The organism is Tistrella mobilis KA081020-065, assembly GCF_000264455.2.
Taxonomy (GTDB): Bacteria; Pseudomonadota; Alphaproteobacteria; order Tistrellales; family Tistrellaceae; genus Tistrella; species Tistrella mobilis.
In genome coordinates, this window is record NC_017956.1 from 1,285,593 (window position 1) to 1,302,348 (window position 16,756).

The 16,756-nt window shown below is 68.9% G+C and carries 17 protein-coding genes; 1 reads left to right on the top strand and 16 read right to left on the bottom strand.

Annotated elements, in window-relative coordinates:
* Positions 1 to 5 precede the first annotated feature (5 nt).
* From TMO_RS05875 to TMO_RS05940, 14 genes are all read right to left on the bottom strand, one after another.
* Positions 6 to 1,028, bottom strand: a complete 1,023-nt coding sequence (locus TMO_RS05875) for a dTDP-glucose 4,6-dehydratase (protein ID WP_014744684.1) — start codon at positions 1,026 to 1,028, stop codon at positions 6 to 8.
* Positions 1,028 to 1,831, bottom strand: a complete 804-nt coding sequence (locus tag TMO_RS05880) for an NAD-dependent epimerase/dehydratase family protein (RefSeq protein ID WP_041604851.1) — start codon at positions 1,829 to 1,831, stop codon at positions 1,028 to 1,030. Before TMO_RS05880 ends, TMO_RS05875 begins: the two co-directional genes overlap by 1 nt.
* Positions 1,832 to 1,869: 38 nt before the next feature.
* Positions 1,870 to 2,727, bottom strand: coding sequence for a class I SAM-dependent methyltransferase (locus TMO_RS05885; RefSeq protein ID WP_014744686.1), 858 nt, complete (start codon positions 2,725 to 2,727; stop codon positions 1,870 to 1,872).
* Positions 2,728 to 2,853: 126 nt separating this feature from the next.
* On the bottom strand, positions 2,854 to 4,545 hold the full coding sequence (locus tag TMO_RS05890; protein ID WP_014744687.1) for an NTP transferase domain-containing protein: 1,692 nt from the start codon (positions 4,543 to 4,545) through the stop codon (positions 2,854 to 2,856).
* A 56-nt stretch (positions 4,546 to 4,601) separates the two neighbouring features.
* A complete protein-coding gene (locus TMO_RS05895) occupies positions 4,602 to 5,333 on the bottom strand; it encodes an XdhC family protein (protein ID WP_014744688.1) in 732 nt (243 codons plus the stop codon).
* A gap of 16 nt (positions 5,334 to 5,349) precedes the next feature.
* Positions 5,350 to 5,688: an XdhC family protein gene (locus TMO_RS05900; RefSeq protein WP_014744689.1), complete on the bottom strand. Its 339-nt coding sequence runs from the start codon at positions 5,686 to 5,688 to the stop codon at positions 5,350 to 5,352.
* 5 nt (positions 5,689 to 5,693) lie between these two features.
* Complete coding sequence (locus tag TMO_RS05905; RefSeq protein WP_014744690.1) at positions 5,694 to 6,953, bottom strand: vWA domain-containing protein; 1,260 nt, start codon at positions 6,951 to 6,953, stop codon at positions 5,694 to 5,696.
* Positions 6,950 to 7,834, bottom strand: coding sequence for an AAA family ATPase (locus tag TMO_RS05910; protein WP_014744691.1), 885 nt, complete (start codon positions 7,832 to 7,834; stop codon positions 6,950 to 6,952). Before TMO_RS05910 ends, TMO_RS05905 begins: the two co-directional genes overlap by 4 nt.
* A 246-nt stretch (positions 7,835 to 8,080) precedes the next feature.
* On the bottom strand, positions 8,081 to 8,881 hold the full coding sequence (locus tag TMO_RS05915) for an FAD binding domain-containing protein (protein ID WP_014744692.1): 801 nt from the start codon (positions 8,879 to 8,881) through the stop codon (positions 8,081 to 8,083).
* 61 nt (positions 8,882 to 8,942) lie between these two features.
* On the bottom strand, positions 8,943 to 11,330 hold the full coding sequence (locus tag TMO_RS05920) for a xanthine dehydrogenase family protein molybdopterin-binding subunit (RefSeq protein WP_014744693.1): 2,388 nt from the start codon (positions 11,328 to 11,330) through the stop codon (positions 8,943 to 8,945).
* Positions 11,331 to 11,400: 70 nt separating this feature from the next.
* Positions 11,401 to 11,871: a (2Fe-2S)-binding protein gene (locus tag TMO_RS05925; protein WP_014744694.1), complete on the bottom strand. Its 471-nt coding sequence runs from the start codon at positions 11,869 to 11,871 to the stop codon at positions 11,401 to 11,403.
* A gap of 435 nt (positions 11,872 to 12,306) precedes the next feature.
* A complete protein-coding gene (locus TMO_RS05930) occupies positions 12,307 to 13,260 on the bottom strand; it encodes a 2-hydroxyacid dehydrogenase (RefSeq protein WP_014744695.1) in 954 nt (317 codons plus the stop codon).
* 98 nt (positions 13,261 to 13,358) lie between these two features.
* A complete protein-coding gene (locus TMO_RS05935) occupies positions 13,359 to 13,667 on the bottom strand; it encodes a hypothetical protein (protein WP_041604853.1) in 309 nt (102 codons plus the stop codon).
* 69 nt (positions 13,668 to 13,736) lie between these two features.
* A complete protein-coding gene (locus TMO_RS05940) occupies positions 13,737 to 14,006 on the bottom strand; it encodes a hypothetical protein (RefSeq protein WP_014744697.1) in 270 nt (89 codons plus the stop codon).
* A 188-nt stretch (positions 14,007 to 14,194) separates the two neighbouring features.
* Between TMO_RS05940 and TMO_RS05945 the strand changes: the two genes are divergently transcribed.
* Entirely contained in the window at positions 14,195 to 14,902 is a 708-nt protein-coding gene (locus TMO_RS05945) for a response regulator transcription factor (RefSeq protein WP_014744698.1), read from the top strand.
* A gap of 4 nt (positions 14,903 to 14,906) precedes the next feature.
* On the opposite strand, the gene TMO_RS05950 is transcribed toward TMO_RS05945, so the two are convergent.
* Both TMO_RS05950 and TMO_RS05955 read right to left on the bottom strand, forming a co-directional pair.
* Positions 14,907 to 15,815 (bottom strand): ABC transporter permease, encoded by a 909-nt coding sequence (locus TMO_RS05950; protein ID WP_014744699.1) that lies wholly within the window; start codon positions 15,813 to 15,815, stop codon positions 14,907 to 14,909.
* Positions 15,812 to 16,750: an ABC transporter permease gene (locus tag TMO_RS05955; RefSeq protein ID WP_014744700.1), complete on the bottom strand. Its 939-nt coding sequence runs from the start codon at positions 16,748 to 16,750 to the stop codon at positions 15,812 to 15,814. The genes TMO_RS05950 and TMO_RS05955 overlap by 4 nt, the downstream gene beginning before the upstream one ends.
* Positions 16,751 to 16,756: the final 6 nt, after the last annotated feature.

Here is a 16,756-nt window from a genome sequence, read left to right on the forward strand (position 1 = left end):
ACTGATCAGGGGGTCTGCGTCCCGGTTTGCAAGCCGGTTCCGATATCGGTGGCCTGGCCTGCGATGTCGCAGACCAGCCGTTGAAAGCGGGCCCTGTTGTCGCGGTACCACTGCACGACGCCGGCCAGGTCATCGACCAGTCTGTGCTGTGGCGCCCATCCCAGGGCGCGGATCCGTGAACTGTCGATCGCATAGCGCCAGTCGTTGAACGGCCGGTCGGGCACGAAATCGATCACATCTTCCAGCGCGTGACCAAAGATGTCAGCGATCATGCCGGCGATCTCAATATTCTCGAACTCATCTTCGGAGCCGATATTGTAAATCCCGCCGATCTCGCCCCGCCGCATCAGCAGCACGATCGCCGCGGCAAAATCTTCCGCTGCCAGATAGTGGCGGCGGTTTTTGCCCGAGCCGTAGACGGTCAGCTTCTTGCCGCAATCCAGAAGCATTGCGAAGCGCGGGATGATTTTTTCCGGATACTGGCGGATGCCATAGATATTGTTGCCGCGTGCGGTCACGATCGGCATCCGGTAGGAATGCAGATAGCCGGAGATCACCATCTCGGCACCGGCCTTCGAGGCTGAATAGGGATTGGTCGGGTTCAGGAACGTCGTCTCGTCAGCCGCCCCGGTTCTCACCTCGCCATACACTTCATCGGTCGAGACATGCACGATGCGCTTCACGCCCATCCGGCGACAGGCTTCCAGTATCGTATGGGTGCCGTAGACATTGGTTCTGGTGAAGAGCAGCGAGTTTCCGAACGAATTGTCGACGTGGCTTTCCGCGGCGGCATGAACCACATAGTCGGCACCGGCCACCACATTGCAGGCGAGGTCGAAATCGCAAACATCGCCAATAACGAGTTCCGCATCCCCTGCCGCGGTCAGGTCCTGGATGTTTCTGACATCCGCCGCATAGGTCATCTTGTCGAAGATGACCAGTTGGTGAGCGGGAAACTGGTTCCGAACATGATACGCAATGTGCGACCCGATAAAACCGGCGCCACCGGTGATGACGATCTTCGGCATTATCCGAGCGCCTTTCCGAGGTCGTGACAGTAGCGGAGGATATCATCCGCCGTCTGCCGGAGGCCGGTTTTTCCCGTCAGCCGGGACACATCGAGGCGAAAGGCATCTGCCTGCCGCGGGTCGATGACGCGCAGCTGTCCCCTGCCATATCCCCGGATCACGGCAAGAGCAAGCTCTCCACACATGACGCCGGTGCCGGACGACAGATTGTAGGTGCCGGTCAGGCCCAGCTCCACGACCCTGCCCAGCTGGGCTGCGAAGTGTTCGGCCGTCACGAAGTCGCGAGAAACGAACGGGCTCATGTCGAAGACGATTTCGCCGGTGTCGGCCAATGTGTTCAGAATCAGACCCATGAAACTCCGGCGGCCGGGCATGTGCTCGTGGCCGATGACGTTGCCGAGCCGCAGGATGGTGAGACGGTCGGCCGGCAGCATCTGCCGCAGGGCCACCTCGGTGGCGAGCTTGTTCCGGCCATAGGTATCCAGGCCGGAAAGACCTGCATCTTCGGATGCCTGCCATTGTGCGTCCGCTGCATAAACCTTGCGTGAACTCAGCATAATGTAGTGGGCACCCGCTGCTGCCACATGTCGGGCAAGACGGATGTCGACACTGCGTGCGGGGTCGTGGGGCAGGTGCATGTCGTCGGGATGCCGGGCGAAGTTGACCACGACATCCACGCCGTCCATCAAATCCGGATGCTCCAGCGCGGTGTGGCAGGCGACGCGGAGGTGCGCTCCGGCCGGCGGGGCCCCGACAAAGGCACGGCCCAGAAGACTTCGGCCTCCGAAGACGAGAATGCGCATGCGATGTCAGGGCTCCGATGCCGTTGCTCTGTGCCGCTTTACACCGGCGCGATCCCCGACACCACCCGCATCTCGGCCCGGAGCGGCACCCGGCCTTCGGCATCGGCGAGGGCGGCGAAGGCGGTGCGGATGCGGGTTTCGATCGCCGGACGGGCCTCGGGGCGGGCGTCCAGGCGGTGGCCCCAGCTCATATCCAGCTGCGGGCGCCAGAAATCGTCGGCGAGGCGCGGGCGTGGCGAGAAGACGTGGGTTTCGGCGGTAACCCCGGTCAGGCCGGCGCGGGTCAGCGCGTCGGGCAGGCGGGTGCAGCTGCCGAAACGGAAGGGGCCGAGGGCGTCCGGATGGGCGGGCTCCATGCCAAGCTCGGCCTCGACTGCGGTGCCCAGCACCTCCAGCATGGTGCTGGCCTCACGCGTGGTCCAGATCATCAGCGCGGTACGGCCGCCCGGGCGCAACACCCGGCGGATGCCGTCGGCCACCGCCTGGGTGTGAGGGGCGAACATCACGCCGAAGCGGCTGACCACGGCATCGAAACTGGCCGGGGCGAAAGGCAGATGCTCCATATCGGCGGCCGCGACGGTCAATACCTGGCCCAGCCCGGCTTCCTCGCCGCGCGCGCGAATTGTGGGCAGCATCGCCGGCACCAGATCGGTCGAGACCACGAAACCGTCGTCGCCCACCTTGCGCGCCAGCGTCATCGCCGGCTCGCCGGCGCCGCCCGCCAGATCCAGCACCCGCGCGCCGGGGGTGACGCCCGCCGCCTCGGTCAGGATCTCGTTGAAGCGGGTCGCCATCGCTTCGAGCGGCCGGGCCCAGCGGCTCCAGGTCCGGGCCTTGGACGACCAGAGATCGCTCTGCTGGCGGGTGCGTTCGGCATGGGGGGGCAGGGTGGTCACGGGGCGTGTTCCTTGGGAAACGGGACAGGTCTGTCGGAAATGAGACAGGTCTGTCGGAAATGAGACAGGTCTCTCGGGCCGGTTGGCCGGCCTCGGTATCAGGGGTGCGGCGGATTATGCCACGGTTTACCCGCCTGCGGCGGGGAGGGGCGCACCGCTGGCCGGCGGCAGGCCCTGGGCGCGGGCGGCGGCTTCGGCGGCTGCCAGTGCCTCGGGCGTGTCGATATCGCCCAGGCAGGCGGCGTCGGGCATTTCCACCTCGACCACCACATCCTCATGGGCGCGGATCACGTCGCGGGCGCCGCGGTCGCCGGTCTGGGCCATCATCTCGGCGAAAAAACGGCGGTCGAACAGCACCGGATTGCCGCGCTTGCCCTGCCAGACCGGCACCACGATCAGCCGGCCCTCGTCCGGGTCATAGGCATCGATCAGCATGTCGATATGGCGGGGCGTGATGCCGGGCATGTCGGCGAGCAGCACCAGCGCCGCCTCGGCTCCCTCGGGCACGTCGGCGAGGCCGATGGCGAGCGAGCGAGACATGCCGGCTTCCGGCTCTTCGTTCACCACCACCGGCACCGGCCGGCCGCCGATCGCGAGGCGCACCGAGGGATCGGTGTTGGTGACGACGGTGAGCGCCCTGAGCCGGCTTTCGAGGGCTGCATCGAGCACATGGCCGATGAGCGGCTTGCCCATGATCTCGCGCACCAGCTTGTTCACCGGCCCGCCCATGCGGGTGCCGCGGCCGGCGGCCAGTACCACCGAGGCGACGTTGCGCACCGATTTGGGCGCGCCGCGCCGTGGCCCGGGTGAGGCGGCGGCGCGCGGCAGCGGGCGTTCGCCCACTTCCTTCAGCAGGCCGCCGACGCCGAAATCGGCGATGTCCAGCGCCTCGATCGCCTCGCCCGCAGCCGCGCGCTGCAGCACCCGGTCGAAGCCGTTGATCTTGGGGCTGCGCGCACAGCCCGGCGCGCCGATCACCGGCCGGCCGGCCAGCCGGCCCAGCATCAGCAGATTGCCGGGATCGACCGGCATGCCCAGGCGCACGATGGTGCCGCCGATATCGGTCAGCGCCGCCGGGATCACATCGGCGCGGTCGACGATCGCCGAGGCGCCGGCCACGACGATCAGATCCATCGGCTCCCGCGCGATATCGGCCAGCGCCCGGGCCAGCCGGGTGCGGTCGTGGGGCACGCGCTCGATCACCGGGGTGCGCGCGCCCAGATGCATCAGCCGGCTGCCGATGGCCCGGGCGGTCTCTTCATAGATCGACTGCTTCAGATGCGGCAGCTCGGTCAGGATCAGGGCGGCGTGGATCACCTGCCAGGGGGCGATGCGGATCGCCGGCCGGCCGGCCTTCGCGATCACTGCAAGCACCCGGTCGAGGGCGGCCTTGGGGGCGGCGAAGGGAATGATCTTGATCGTCGCCAGCATCTCGCCGCTTTCGCAGGCGGTATCGTCGGCAAGCGTGGCGATGGTGATCGCCTCGTCGATCCGGTTGATCGCCTTCACCAGGGCCTCGTCGATCCGGCAGAGGCCGCGGGTGGCGGCATAGAGATTGACCCGGCCGGTGAAGGCCCGGGCGACGCGCGCATTGGGCCCGGCCACCGCCTGGGCGACCAGACGCGCCGCCTCGTCCTCGTGCACGTCATCGGTCCCGAGGCGGGCGCCGAGCACGGATGTGCGGCCCTGTTTGCGGATCAGGTCGATGGTCTCCGGATCCAGCCGGTGCCCCTTCTTCAGCACGCGGCCGTCGACCGCGATCGCGTGGGCCAGCAGAACGCCGTCTGCATCGTCGAGCGGATGTTCGGAGAAATCCATGGGCGTGATCGGTTCACATGCTAAAGGGGGACGGGATGGGGTGAAAGGCCCGGATATCAGCCCTTGGGCGGCCGCCGCCTCAGTGCCTCGGCACTGCCGAGGCGCCGGACAGCGACCACTTCCGACAGGATCGAGAGGGCGATTTCCGGTGCCGTGCGTGCACCGATGGCGAGGCCTACGGGCGCATGGATGCGGGCGATGCGGCCGGCATCAAACCCGGCCTCTTCCAGCCGGGCCACGCGTCTGGCATGGGTGCGGGTGCTGCCCAGCGCGCCGATATAGAACAGCGGCGCGTCGAGGGCGAGCGTCAGGGCCGGATCGTCGAGCTTCGGGTCATGGGTCAGCGCCAGCAGGGCCGAGGCCGGGTCGAGGCCGATCTCGGGCAGCACATCCTCGGGCCAGGCGATCCGGGCGGTGACGCCGGGGAAACGGTCGGGCGTGAGGAAGGCGCCGCGCGGATCGACCACGACCATGTCATAGCCGACCGCCGCCGCCATCGGCGCCAGCGCCTGGGCGATATGCACCGCGCCGATCACGATCAGCCGCGGGCGCGGCGCGAAGACGTTCACGAACCAGCGCCGGCCCTCGGCCTCGACATTGGTCGCCTGGTCCTGGCGGATCGCGTCCAGCGCGGCATTGCGCACGGCGGCCGGCAGGGCGGCACCCATGTCGCCGCCGTCGGTCGCCACCAGGGCGGTGGTTGCGGCATCATCCAGGGCGGTGACCAGCGCCACGCCACGGCGTGCGGCCCGGTCTTCGGCGATGCGGCGGATCAGTGTCGCGTCCATCAGGCTGCCGCTCCCCTCAATCCAGCCGTTCGACCCAGACTTCCAGCCGGCCGCCGCAGGCGAGGCCGACCGCCCAGGCCTGATCGTCGCCGACGGAGAAATCCATCAGCTTCGGCGCGGCACCTGCGATGCAGGCCTGGGCCGCCTCGATCACCGCACCTTCCACGCAGCCGCCCGAGACCGAGCCGGCGAACCGGCCGTCGGCCGCCACCGCCATCTGCGATCCGGGCAGGCGCGGCGCGCTGCCCCAGGTGGAGACGACGGTGGCGAGCGCCACGCCCACACCCTGGCCGCGCCAGTCGAGTGCGGCACCCAGAACGTCGTCGCCCGTGGCCATATCGGATCCGCCGGTCATCTGCGTCACCTCCTGATCGGGACTGCGGCATCATCGGCCCGCAGGCCGCGCCGCCAGGCTTCAAGCCGCGGGTCCGCCTCGGCCTTCGTCCGGGTCAGCGCGGTTGCAAGCGCTTTGAGCCCGGTCAGATTATGCACTGCCCGGAACTCGTGGACATGGGGCAAAATCGCCCGCACGCCACGCGCCGCCGGCTGGAAGCCGTCGAAGCGCAGCAGCGGGTTCAGCCAGATCAGCCGCGGGGTCAGATGCGCCAGCCGCTCTACCGCCCGGCTCAGACTGTCGTCCTCGGCCCGGTCCAGCCCGTCGGTCACCAGCAGCACCACGGCATTGCGGGTCAGCACCCGGCGGGCGTAGCGGCGGTTGAAGGCGGCAAGCGCCGGCCCGATCCGGGTGCCGCCCGACCAGTCCTTCACCTTGCGGCCGATCGCCTCCAGCGCCTCGTCCGGGTCGCGGCGGGCCAGTTCGCGGGTCACTTCGCTCAGCCGCGTGCCGAACAGGAAGACGCTCACCCGCTGTCCTGCATCCTGCATCATCGCATGCAGCAGATGCAGCATCATCCGGGCATAGGCATCCATCGATCCCGAGACGTCGACGATCGCGACCAGCGGCGGCCGGGCGCGGCGATGGCGGCGGCGGGCCAGCGTCACCGCCTCGCCGCCGGTGCGGATCTGGCCGCGCAGGCTGCGGCGCAGATCGATGCGCGGGCCGCGCGGCGCGGCCTTCAGCCGCCGGACCGGCCGTTCGGGCAGGCGGGTGCGCAGCAGGCGGATCGCCCGGCGCGCCTCGGCCGCCTCGTCGGCGCTCATCTGTTCGAAATCGCGGGTCTTCAGCCGCTCGGTCGCATCCCAGGTCAGGCTGGCATCGATCCGGGTCTCTTCGCGCAGCTTCTCTTCCGGCGGCGGGGGCGGCGGCGGGGCATCGCCGGCAAAGGCATCGGCCAGACGGCGGGCCAGCTTGCGGCCGTCGGGGGTTCGCTCGCTTTCCACCTGCGGCAGCAGCAGCGACAGCAGGCGCTCTCGCAGCTGCGGATCGCGCCAGAACACGTCGAAGGCCTGTTCGAACAGCGGCAGATGTTCGCGCCGCTTGACCAGCGTCGCCTTGAGCGCCGCATGCACCTGGGTGCGCGAGGCCATGTCGACGGCAGCCACCGCCGCGGCTGCAACCAGCACGTCGCCCGGACCGATGGCGATGCCGGCCCGGCGCAGCAGTCGCGCGAAGCGGCCGATATTGGCCGGCAGGCGGCCGCTGGTGCCGTCCTGGATCAAGCCGGTCTCGTCTCATGGCTGCGCGCCGCCATGTCGGCGCGAGTCTCGGCCAGCAGGCGGGCGGTTTCGGCGCCGGTCATGCGGGCGATGTCGTCCTGGTATTTCAGCAGCACGCCCATGCTGCCGTCGATCAGCCCGGGGTCGAGGTCGACGGCATCCAGCTGGACCAGGGCATTGGCCCAGTCAAGGGTTTCGGCCACGCCGGGGGCCTTGAACAGATCCTGGGCACGCAGCCGCTGCACGAAGCCGACGATCTGGGCGGCCATCGCCTCGGCGACCGCGGGCGTCTTGCGGCGGATGATCGCCACTTCGCGCGCGGCATCCGGATAGTCGATCCAGCGATAGAGGCAGCGGCGCTTCAGCGCATCGTGGATCTCGCGCGTCCGGTTCGAGGTCACGATCACGATCGGCGGGGTCTCGGCCCGGATGGTGCCGATCTCGGGGATGGTGACCTGGAAATCGGCCAGCAATTCCAGAAGGAAAGCCTCGAAGGGCTCGTCGGCCCGATCGATTTCGTCGATCAGCAGCACTGGCGCGCCGGCAGGGTCCGGGCTGATCGCGTCCAGCAGCGGCCGGCGGAGCAGGAAGCGTTCCGAGAACAGATCATCCGACAGGCGCTCGCGCGCGCCGGCCTCTCCCGCCTCGCCCGAGGCTTCGGCCAGCCGGATTTCCAGCATCTGGCGGGCATAGTTCCAGTCGTAGAGCGCCTGCGCCTGATCCAGCCCTTCATAGCATTGCAGGCGGATCAGCCGGCGGCCCAGGGTCTTGGCCAGCACCTTGGCGATCTCGGTCTTGCCGACCCCGGCTTCGCCTTCGAGCAGCAGCGGCCGGCCGAGGCGCATGGCCAGGAACAGCACCGTCGCGAGCGCCTCGTCGGCCACATAATCGCCCTGATCGAGCAGGGCCAGCGTGTCGGCGACCGAGGCAGGCAGCGGGACGGGGAGGGGAAGAGCGTCAAGACCGGCTCCTGGAAAGGATGGGATGGACAGGCGGGCAGGAAGCTACGACCCGTAATCTGGCGCGCGGATCTGTGCGCGGCAAGCCGTCACGACATGCAGAGACGGCAGCACGGGCACGTCATCCGTGCCCGTGCTGCCCGCTATGGCGTCGCTGCGTCGGTCTTGGGGTCAGCCGAGGGCCGCCGCCACCGCGCGCTTTGCGATCACGCCGATCAGATGGGCGCGATAGTCGGCGCCGGCATGCATGTCCGAATTCAGCCCGTCGGCCGGCACCGTGATGCCGTCCAGCGCCTCGGGGCGGAAATCGGCGGCAAGAGCGGCTTCCATCGCTTCCACCCGGAAGACCGAGGGGCCGGCGCCGGTGACCGCGACGCGGACCGAGCCGTCCTTCGCCCGGGCCACGAACACGCCGACCAGAGCGTAGCGCGAGGCCGGATTCGGGAACTTCACATAGCCGGCCTTCTCGGGGATCGGGAAGCGGACCTCGCGGATGATCTCGGCCGGCTCCAGCGCGGTTTCGAACATGCCGACGAAGTAGTCGTCCGCCGGAATGCTGCGCTGGTCGGTGACGATCTCGGCGCCGAGCGCCAGCGCCGCCGCCGGATAATCCGCCGCCGGGTCGTTATTGGCCAGCGAGCCGCCGATGGTGCCGCGGTTGCGGACCTGGGCATCGCCGATATGCGAGGCCAGATGCGCCAGCGCCGGGATCGCCGCCTTCACCTCGTCGGAGCGGCCGACGGCGGCATGGCGGGTCATGGCGCCGATGACCAGGGTGTCACCGTCGCGGCTGATGCCGGCCAGCTCGGCGATGCCGTTCAGGTCGATGATGTCCGACGGTGCCGCCAGACGCTGTTTCATGGTCGGCAGCAGGGTCATGCCCCCCGCCACCAGCTTGGCGTCCTCGTTGGCACCCAGCGCCTGGGCGGCGTCGGCGACCGACGAGGGACGGTGATATTCGAATGCGTACATATCGGTGTCTTCCCCGATGACGTCCCGGTAACCCGGCGCGGGGCGCCGGGTCAGGAGGTGTTCACTCGGCAGCGGCGGGCATGCGCGCCGCCTGGATGGTCGACCACACCCGGTGCGGCGTCGCCGGCATGTCCATGTCGGTCACGCCCAGCGGCCGGAGCGCGTCGATCACCGCATTGATGATCGCGGGCGGCGAGCCGATGGCGCCGGCCTCGCCGCAGCCCTTCACCCCCAGCGGGTTGGTGGTGCAGGGCACCTCGTTATGGGCGACGGTGAAGCTGGGCAGGTCGTCGGCGCGCGGCATGCAGTAATCCATGAACGAGCCCGACATCAGCTGGCCGCTGTCCTGATCGTAGATCGCCGCTTCCAGCAGCGCCTGGCCGATGCCCTGGGCGATGCCGCCATGGACCTGGCCTTCCACGATCATCGGGTTCACCACCCGGCCGAAATCGTCCACCGCCACGAAGCGCTTGATCTCGACCACGCCGGTATCGGGATCGACCTCCACCTCGCAGAGATGGCAGCCATTGGGATAGGTGAAGTTCACGGGATCGTAATAGGCGCTCTCATCCAGGCCCGGTTCCAGCTTCTCGTGCGGGTAGTTGTGCGGCACATAGGCCGCCAGCGCCACCTCGCCGATGCCGACCCCCTTGTCGGTGCCCTTGACCGAGAACCGGCCGTTCTGGAACTCGATATCGCCTTCGGCCGCTTCCAGCAGATGGGCGGCGATCTTGCGGCTCTTGTCGATCACCTTGTCGATGGCCTTGACCAGGGCCGAGCCGCCGACCGGCAGCGAGCGCGAGCCATAGGTGCCCATGCCGAAGGGGATGCGGTCGGTGTCGCCATGGACGATCTCGACCTGCGAAAGCGGCACGCCCAGACGGTCGGCCACCACCTGCGCGAAAGTGGTTTCGTGGCCCTGGCCATGGCTGTGGGCGCCGGTGAACACGGTGACCGATCCGGTCGGGTGCAGCCGGACTTCAGCCGCTTCGTAGAGGCCGGCACGGGCGCCGAGCTGGCCGGCTAGTGCGGAGGGCGCCAGACCGCAGGCCTCGATATAGGTCGAGACACCCAGCCCCAGATACCTGCCGCGCGACCGCGCCTCGGCCTTGCGGGCGTCGAGGCCGGCATAGTCGATCAGCCGCATGGCGTCGTCGAGATTCTTGTGGAACTCGCCGCTGTCGTACTGCACCGCCACCGGGGTCTGATAGGGCATCATGTCGGCGGTGATGAAGTTCTTCTTGCGAAGCTCGATCCGGTCGATGCCGCTTTCGGCCGCGGCCTTGTCGACCAGGCGTTCCAGCAGATAGCAGGCTTCGGGACGGCCGGCGCCGCGATAGGCGTCTACCGGCGTGGTGTGGGTGAAGGCCGATTTCACCTCGCAATAGATCGCCGGCGTCTTGTAGAGCCCGGCGAGCAGCGTGCCGTAAAGATAGGTCGGGATCGAGGGCGCGAAGGTCGAAAGATAGGCGCCCAGATTGGCGACCGTCTCGACATGCAGGCCCAGGAAATTGCCGTCGGCATCCATCGCCAGCCGGGCGCGGCTCCAGTGATCGCGGCCATGGGCGTCGGTCATGAAGCTTTCGGTGCGCTCGGCCGTCCAGCGGACCGGGCGTTCCAGCTTTTTCGCCGCCCAGGTGACGATGGCCTCTTCGGCATAGTGATAGATCTTGGAGCCGAAGCCGCCGCCGACATCCGGTGCCACCACGCGCAGCTTGTGCTCGGGGATCTGCAGCACATAGGCGCCCATCAGCAGGCGGATGACATGGGGATTCTGGCTGGTGGTGTAGAGCGTGTACTGGCCGCTCGCCGGATCGTAATCGCCGATCGCCGCGCGCGGCTCCATGGCGTTGGGGATCAGGCGGTTGTTGATCAGCTCCAGCTCCACCACACGGTGGGCATTGGTGAAGGCGGCCTCGGTCGCGGCCCGGTCGCCCAGTTCCCAGTCGTAGCAGAGATTGCCCGGGGCCTGATCGTCCCAGACCGAGGCGGCGCCATCGGCCAGGGCCCGGCGGGCATCGGCCACCGCGGGCAGTTCCTCATAGTCGATGGCGACGTCTTCGGCGGCGTCCTTGGCCAGTTCCTTCGAGGTCGCGATCACTACGGCCACATTGTCGCCCACATGGCGCACCCGGTCGGGCACCAGCGGCGCATGCGGCGGCTCCTTCATCGGCGAGCCGTCCTTGGAATGGACCAGCCAGCCGCAGGGCAGGCCGCCGATGCCGTCGGCCGCCATGTCCTTGCCGGTGAACACCGCCACCACGCCAGGGCGCGCCAGCGCGGCCGAAGGGTCGATGTTCAGGATCTTCGCATGGGCGTGCGGGCTGCGGATGATATAGGCATAGGTCTGCCGCGCCAGCTGGATGTCGTCGGTATAACGGCCGCGGCCGGTCAGGAAGCGCCGGTCCTCGGTCCGCTTCACCGGCTTGCCGATCACCTGTTCGGTCATCTCGTCCTCACTCCTCCCGTCGCCCGGCAGGATCTTTGCCCGCCGGGTCTGTCCTGGCGGATGGCGGCGGTCAGCCGCGCATCGTCTCCGCGGCGGACTGCACGGCCTTGACGATGTTGTGATAGCCGGTGCAGCGGCAGATATTGCCTTCCAGGTGCTTGCGGATCTCGGCTTCGGTCGGGTTCGGGTTGTTCTTCAGCAGGTCGACCGAACTCATCACCATGCCCGGGGTGCAGAAGCCGCACTGCAGCCCGTGTTCCTGATGGAAGGCTTCCTGCACCGGGTGCAGCGTGCCGTTGGTGGCCAGGCCCTCGATGGTGGTGACCTCGGCGCCCTCGGCCTGGACCGCCAGCATGGTGCAGGACTTCACGGCATTGCCGTCGACATGGACGACACAGGCACCACACTGGCTGGTATCGCAGCCGACATGGGTCCCGGTGAGGCCGAGATGGTCGCGGATGAATTGAACCAGCAGGGTCCGCGGCTCGACCGAGCGTTCGACACGCTCGCCGTTCACCGTCAGGCTGATCTGGACCGGCATGTATAACCTCCCCATCGGTCGGTAGACGGACAGCCGCACACGCAAGGCTGCCGCAGGTCACGCGGTGCCGGCCCGGGCAGGCCAGGCCCAAAGGCGGACGGGGAGAGGGGCGGCGACATTCCGGCGGCGAACGTACAGCCGCGCGATCGACCACCGCGATGGCGGGAACGCGCAGGGGCACGGCTGGGGCCGCATGGGCGGCGGGACGACCGTCATCCCGCCGGGTGTTCCTGACTCAATCCTCCCCCGGTCCGGGGCCGGGGGTCTTCCCCCTTGTTCGCTCCGATCCGGCAGGAAGAGTTTGGCGCCGCCAGGGCCGGCCGGTCAAGGGTGATGGCGGGGGAAACCGGCGGGAAAAAACGGCGGATTTATGCCGCACTGCACCAATTGCGACCGGGTTTGAGACCGGCTCGCCGCGGTTCAACTGAACGTCGGTCAGTATCCGCGGGTCCGTTCCACCGGGTCGAGCGGCGGCCGGCCGGCGGCATGTCGGCGCAGGCTCTCGGCCAGGATGGGCGCCATGGTCTCAGGGGTGCTGGCCGCCGCGACATGGGGCGTGAGCACGATCTTCGGATGCGACCAGAAGGGGTGGCCCTGGGGGAGGGGCTCGACCGCGGTGACGTCGAGCGTCGCCGAGGCCAGCCGGCCGTCGTCGAGTGCGGCGAGCAGATCGGCTTCGACCACATGGCCGCCCCGGGCGACGTTCACCAGATGCGCGCCTTGGGGCAGGCGGGCCAGCAGCGCGGCATCGATCAGCCCGCGGGTCTCGTCGGTCAACGGCAGCAGGTTGACCAGGCAGTCGGTGCCGGCGATCAGCCGGTCCAGCCCCTCGGCGCCGGACAGGCAGGTGACGCCCGCCACCTGCCTGGCGCTGCGCGACCAGCCGGTGACGGTGAAGCCGAGGCCTGCCAGCGCCTGCGCCGCCGCGGCCCCCAGTTCGCCCAGCCCCAGCATGCCGACCCTGAGCGCGCCGCCCGGCACGCTCCGCTCTTCCCACAGACCGGCGGCCTGCTGGGCGCGATAGCCGGCCGCATCGACCGAAACCGCCAGCACGGCATGGACCACGAAGCGCACCATCTCTCCGGTCATCGCCGGATCGACCGCCCGGCCGAGGACGACATGGTCGCCGATCGCCGGATCGTTCAGCAGATGCTCGACCCCGGCCCCCAGCGACTGGGCGAGACCAAGCCGGCTCATGCCCGCAAGCGCACCCGCCGGCTGCTTCCAGAGCAGCACCGCCTCGATCTCGGACACATCCCCCAGATCGGGCCAGAGCCTGACCTCCAGCCCCGGCGCTGCGGCCATGAGCGCCCGCTGCCAGCGCGGCTGGTCCCAGCCGGGCGCAATGATGGCGGTGACGGGCAGGCGGGGGGTGGCGCTGGTTGTCATCGTATGCAGGCTCCGGCAGGGGAGAGACGCAAGGGGGAAGGCGGCGCGCAGCATAGCGCGCCGTCGCCACTGCCGTCACCCTCGTGACCCGATACCGTTCAAAGCCTGACCGCAGCCGCGACGAGGAAGGTGATCACCGACCAGCCCGCATAGACCAGCGTCTGCACCCAGGGCTTCCGCCGCATTCCGGGCCTGCCCGCAACTGCCTCGTCCCAGGGCCCGGTGAGCAGACGCGCCACGACCATATAGATCAACATCCCGGCGAAATACGGCGTCAGCGCCTCGCCCGTTATCAGACGCCCCCACCAGGCAGACCAGACCATCAGCAGCACGGCCAAAGCAAGGACGAGGTATTCAGGCCAGGAGAGGCGGGCAGGCGTAAACAAGGTCTTAAGGGCGCGCCACATCCGGGTGGCCCCTTTGTCTGAGCATCTGGGCGAGCAACGCAGTCCGGGCGGGCAAGCTTTCAGCATCCATCAAAATGCCAGCCGCACCACGGCGGCCGCCACCAATGTGACCGCCACCCACCCGGCAAGCACCCGCGTCTTCACCCAGGGCTGCCGCTCCGAAACGCCCCGCCGCAGAAGCATCGCCTTGACGACCAGAAGATAAAGGCAGAACCCCGCGATATACGCCGCCCCGATCTCGCCGCCATAAAGCGGCGTCCACCAAACGGCGAAGACGCCGACGATGCAGAGGAGCAGGGAGGTGAGGCGTTCGGGTCGGAAGCAGAGGTTGTGGGCCATGACTCAATTGGCGTTCTTTATGAGAAGGATAATCGCCCTTTTGGAGAAATTCCGGGCGTGGCAAAATTCGGACGCGCACCGCTCACTGACGAGGGGGACCACGTGACGCCCGGTGTCACGGCTTTGCGTTCCCCCCGCCCCGCGCTATCCTCGACACGACACCCAATCCCGAGGATGCCGCCCGACCCATGTCCGAGCCCGTCTCCGCCTATCGTGTGTTGATCGTCGACGACCATTCGGTGGTGCGGGCGGGGCTGAGGCATCTGCTGGCGGAGGTGTTCGATCCGGTCGAGATCGTGGAAGCGAACGGCCTGGCGGCGCTGGAGGCGCTGCTCGACGAGGGCATGCGGTTCAGCTTCGCGGTGGTCGATCTCTATCTGCCGGATTTCCTGGGCCAGGACCGGCTGGACCGGATCCGGCGGCGGCTGGAGCCGGCGCCGGTGGTGGCCTTCACCATGTCGGAGAGCAAGTCCGATCTGCGGGCGGCGCTGGCGGCGGGGCTGCGCGGCTACATTCCGAAATCGACCCATGACGAGGTGATCATCGGCATCCTGCGGATGATCCAGGTCGGCGGCACCTATTTCCCCTATGAACTGCTGGCGCGGGATGCCGAGGCAGAACGCGGGCCCGCGCCGATCCCGGCGGCTGCCGTGCCGATTGCCGGGGATATCGGTCAGGCTGAGGCGGGCGAGGGCGAAAGCGGTGCCGCGCTCACCGAGCGGCAGATGGAGATCATGGACCTGCTGGCCCGCGGTCATTCCAACCAGCAGATCGGCGATCTGCTGGGGTTGAACCTCAACACCGTAAAGGGCCATCTGTCGCGGATCTTCCGCCAGCTCGGCGTGGAGAGCCGGACCCAGGCGATCCTGAAATATCAGCGCATGCGCGGCGGCTGACGGCTCAGCTGCCGGTCGTGGGGTCCAGCCGGTCGCGGAGATGGTCGCCGATCAGGCAGACGGACATGGTGGTGGCCAGGATCAGCAGACCGGGGATCACCGCGATCCACCAGGCATTGAGCAGCAGGCCGCGACCATCGCCGAGCATCTGGCCGAGCGATGTCGCCGGCGGCTGCACGCCGAGGCCGAGGAAGGAGAGCGCGGTCTCCAGCAGGATCGTGCCCGGGAAGTTGAGGGTGGCCTGCACCACCAGCGGCCCGGCGACATTGGGCAGAACATGGCCAAGATGCAGACGCGTGCCGGTGATGCCGGTCATCCGCGCCGCCCGCACCCAGCCGGCCGAGCCGGTGGCGAGCACCAGATTGCGCGACAGCCGGGCATAGCGCTCCCAGCCGTCGAGCCCGACCAGGATCACGAACAGCACCAGATCGTTGCCGAGAAAGGCGATCACCGCCAGCGCCAGGATCAGAGAGGGCAGCGCCGCCTGCACGTCGACCAGCATCATCAGCAGCTGGTCGGCCAGGCCGCGGAAACGGGCGGCGAGGAAGCCGGCGCAGGTGCCGAGCACCGCCCCGATCGCCGTGCCGGCGACCGCGATCAGGATCGACACCCGGGCACCGTAGAGCACGCGCGAGAGCAGGTCGCGGCCGAGCGCATCGGTGCCGAGCGGATGGGCGAGGGTGCCGCCGAAACCTGCCGGCGGGCGCAGCCGCGCACCCAGATCCATGGCGAGCGGATCGGCCGGCGCCACCCAGGGGGCGCAGATCGCGAGCAGGACGAGTGCTGCCAGAAAGCCCAGGGCGCAGCGGATCGACCAGGGCAGGCCGCGACCGTGCGCCGGCTTCCCGGCCTTGAGCGGCCGGAACAACCGATGCAGCCGGCCGGCTGCGGGCAGGGCTGGGATCGGTCTCATCGGCGGGCCTCTCCGGCAAGGGCGGCGCGAACCCGTGGGTCAAGCCGGGCATGGAGCAGGTCGGCGGCGAGATTGGCCAGGATCATGGCGAGCGCGATCATCAGGATGATGGTCTGCACCACCGCCAGGTCGCGGGCCGCCACCGACTGGACCAGCAGCCGGCCGACCCCCGGCCAGCCGAAGACGCTTTCGACCACCACCCCGCCGCCGACCAGCAGTCCGGCTTCGAACCCCAGGAAGGTGATCACCGGCACGGCGGCATTGGGGGCGAGATGGGCCGCGACCAGGCGGATGCGGCCGAGGCGCTTGCCGCGCGCGACCCTGAGATGCAGCTGGCCCAGGACATCGAGCACGGCGCCGCGCACGAAACGGGCGAGCTTGCCGGCCATGGCCGTGCCGAGGGTCAGCGCCGGCAGCACCAGATGCGCCGCGGTGCCGAAGCCCGACGACGGCAACACCCTGAGCCAGAGCGCGAAGACCAGGATCAGCACCAGCCCCAGGAAAAAATTCGGCATCGCATAGCCGAAGACCGCCACCCCCATCGCGCCCCGATCGACCGGCCCGCCACGGCGAAGGGCGGCGATGGTGCCGGCGGGGATGCCGATCAGCAAGGCGAGGGCGAAGGCGGTGCCGCCCAGCAGCAGGGTCGCCGGCAGCCGTTCGGCCACCACGCCCGCGGCACTGCGCCCGTCGAGCAGCGAGCGGCCGAAATCCCCCGTCGCGAGCCCGCCCAGATAGCCCAGATACTGCTCGTAGAGCGGCCGGTCGAGGCCGAGGCGGGCGGCATAGGCGTCGCGGATGCTCTGCGGCGCATCCTCGGGCAGCAGGGCATCGAGCGGGTCGCCCGACAGCCGGAGGATCACGAAAGTGAGGGTGATGCAGATCAGCGCGGTGACCAGGGTGCGGGCCAGGCGGATCAGAAGGGCGCGGGACATCGCGGA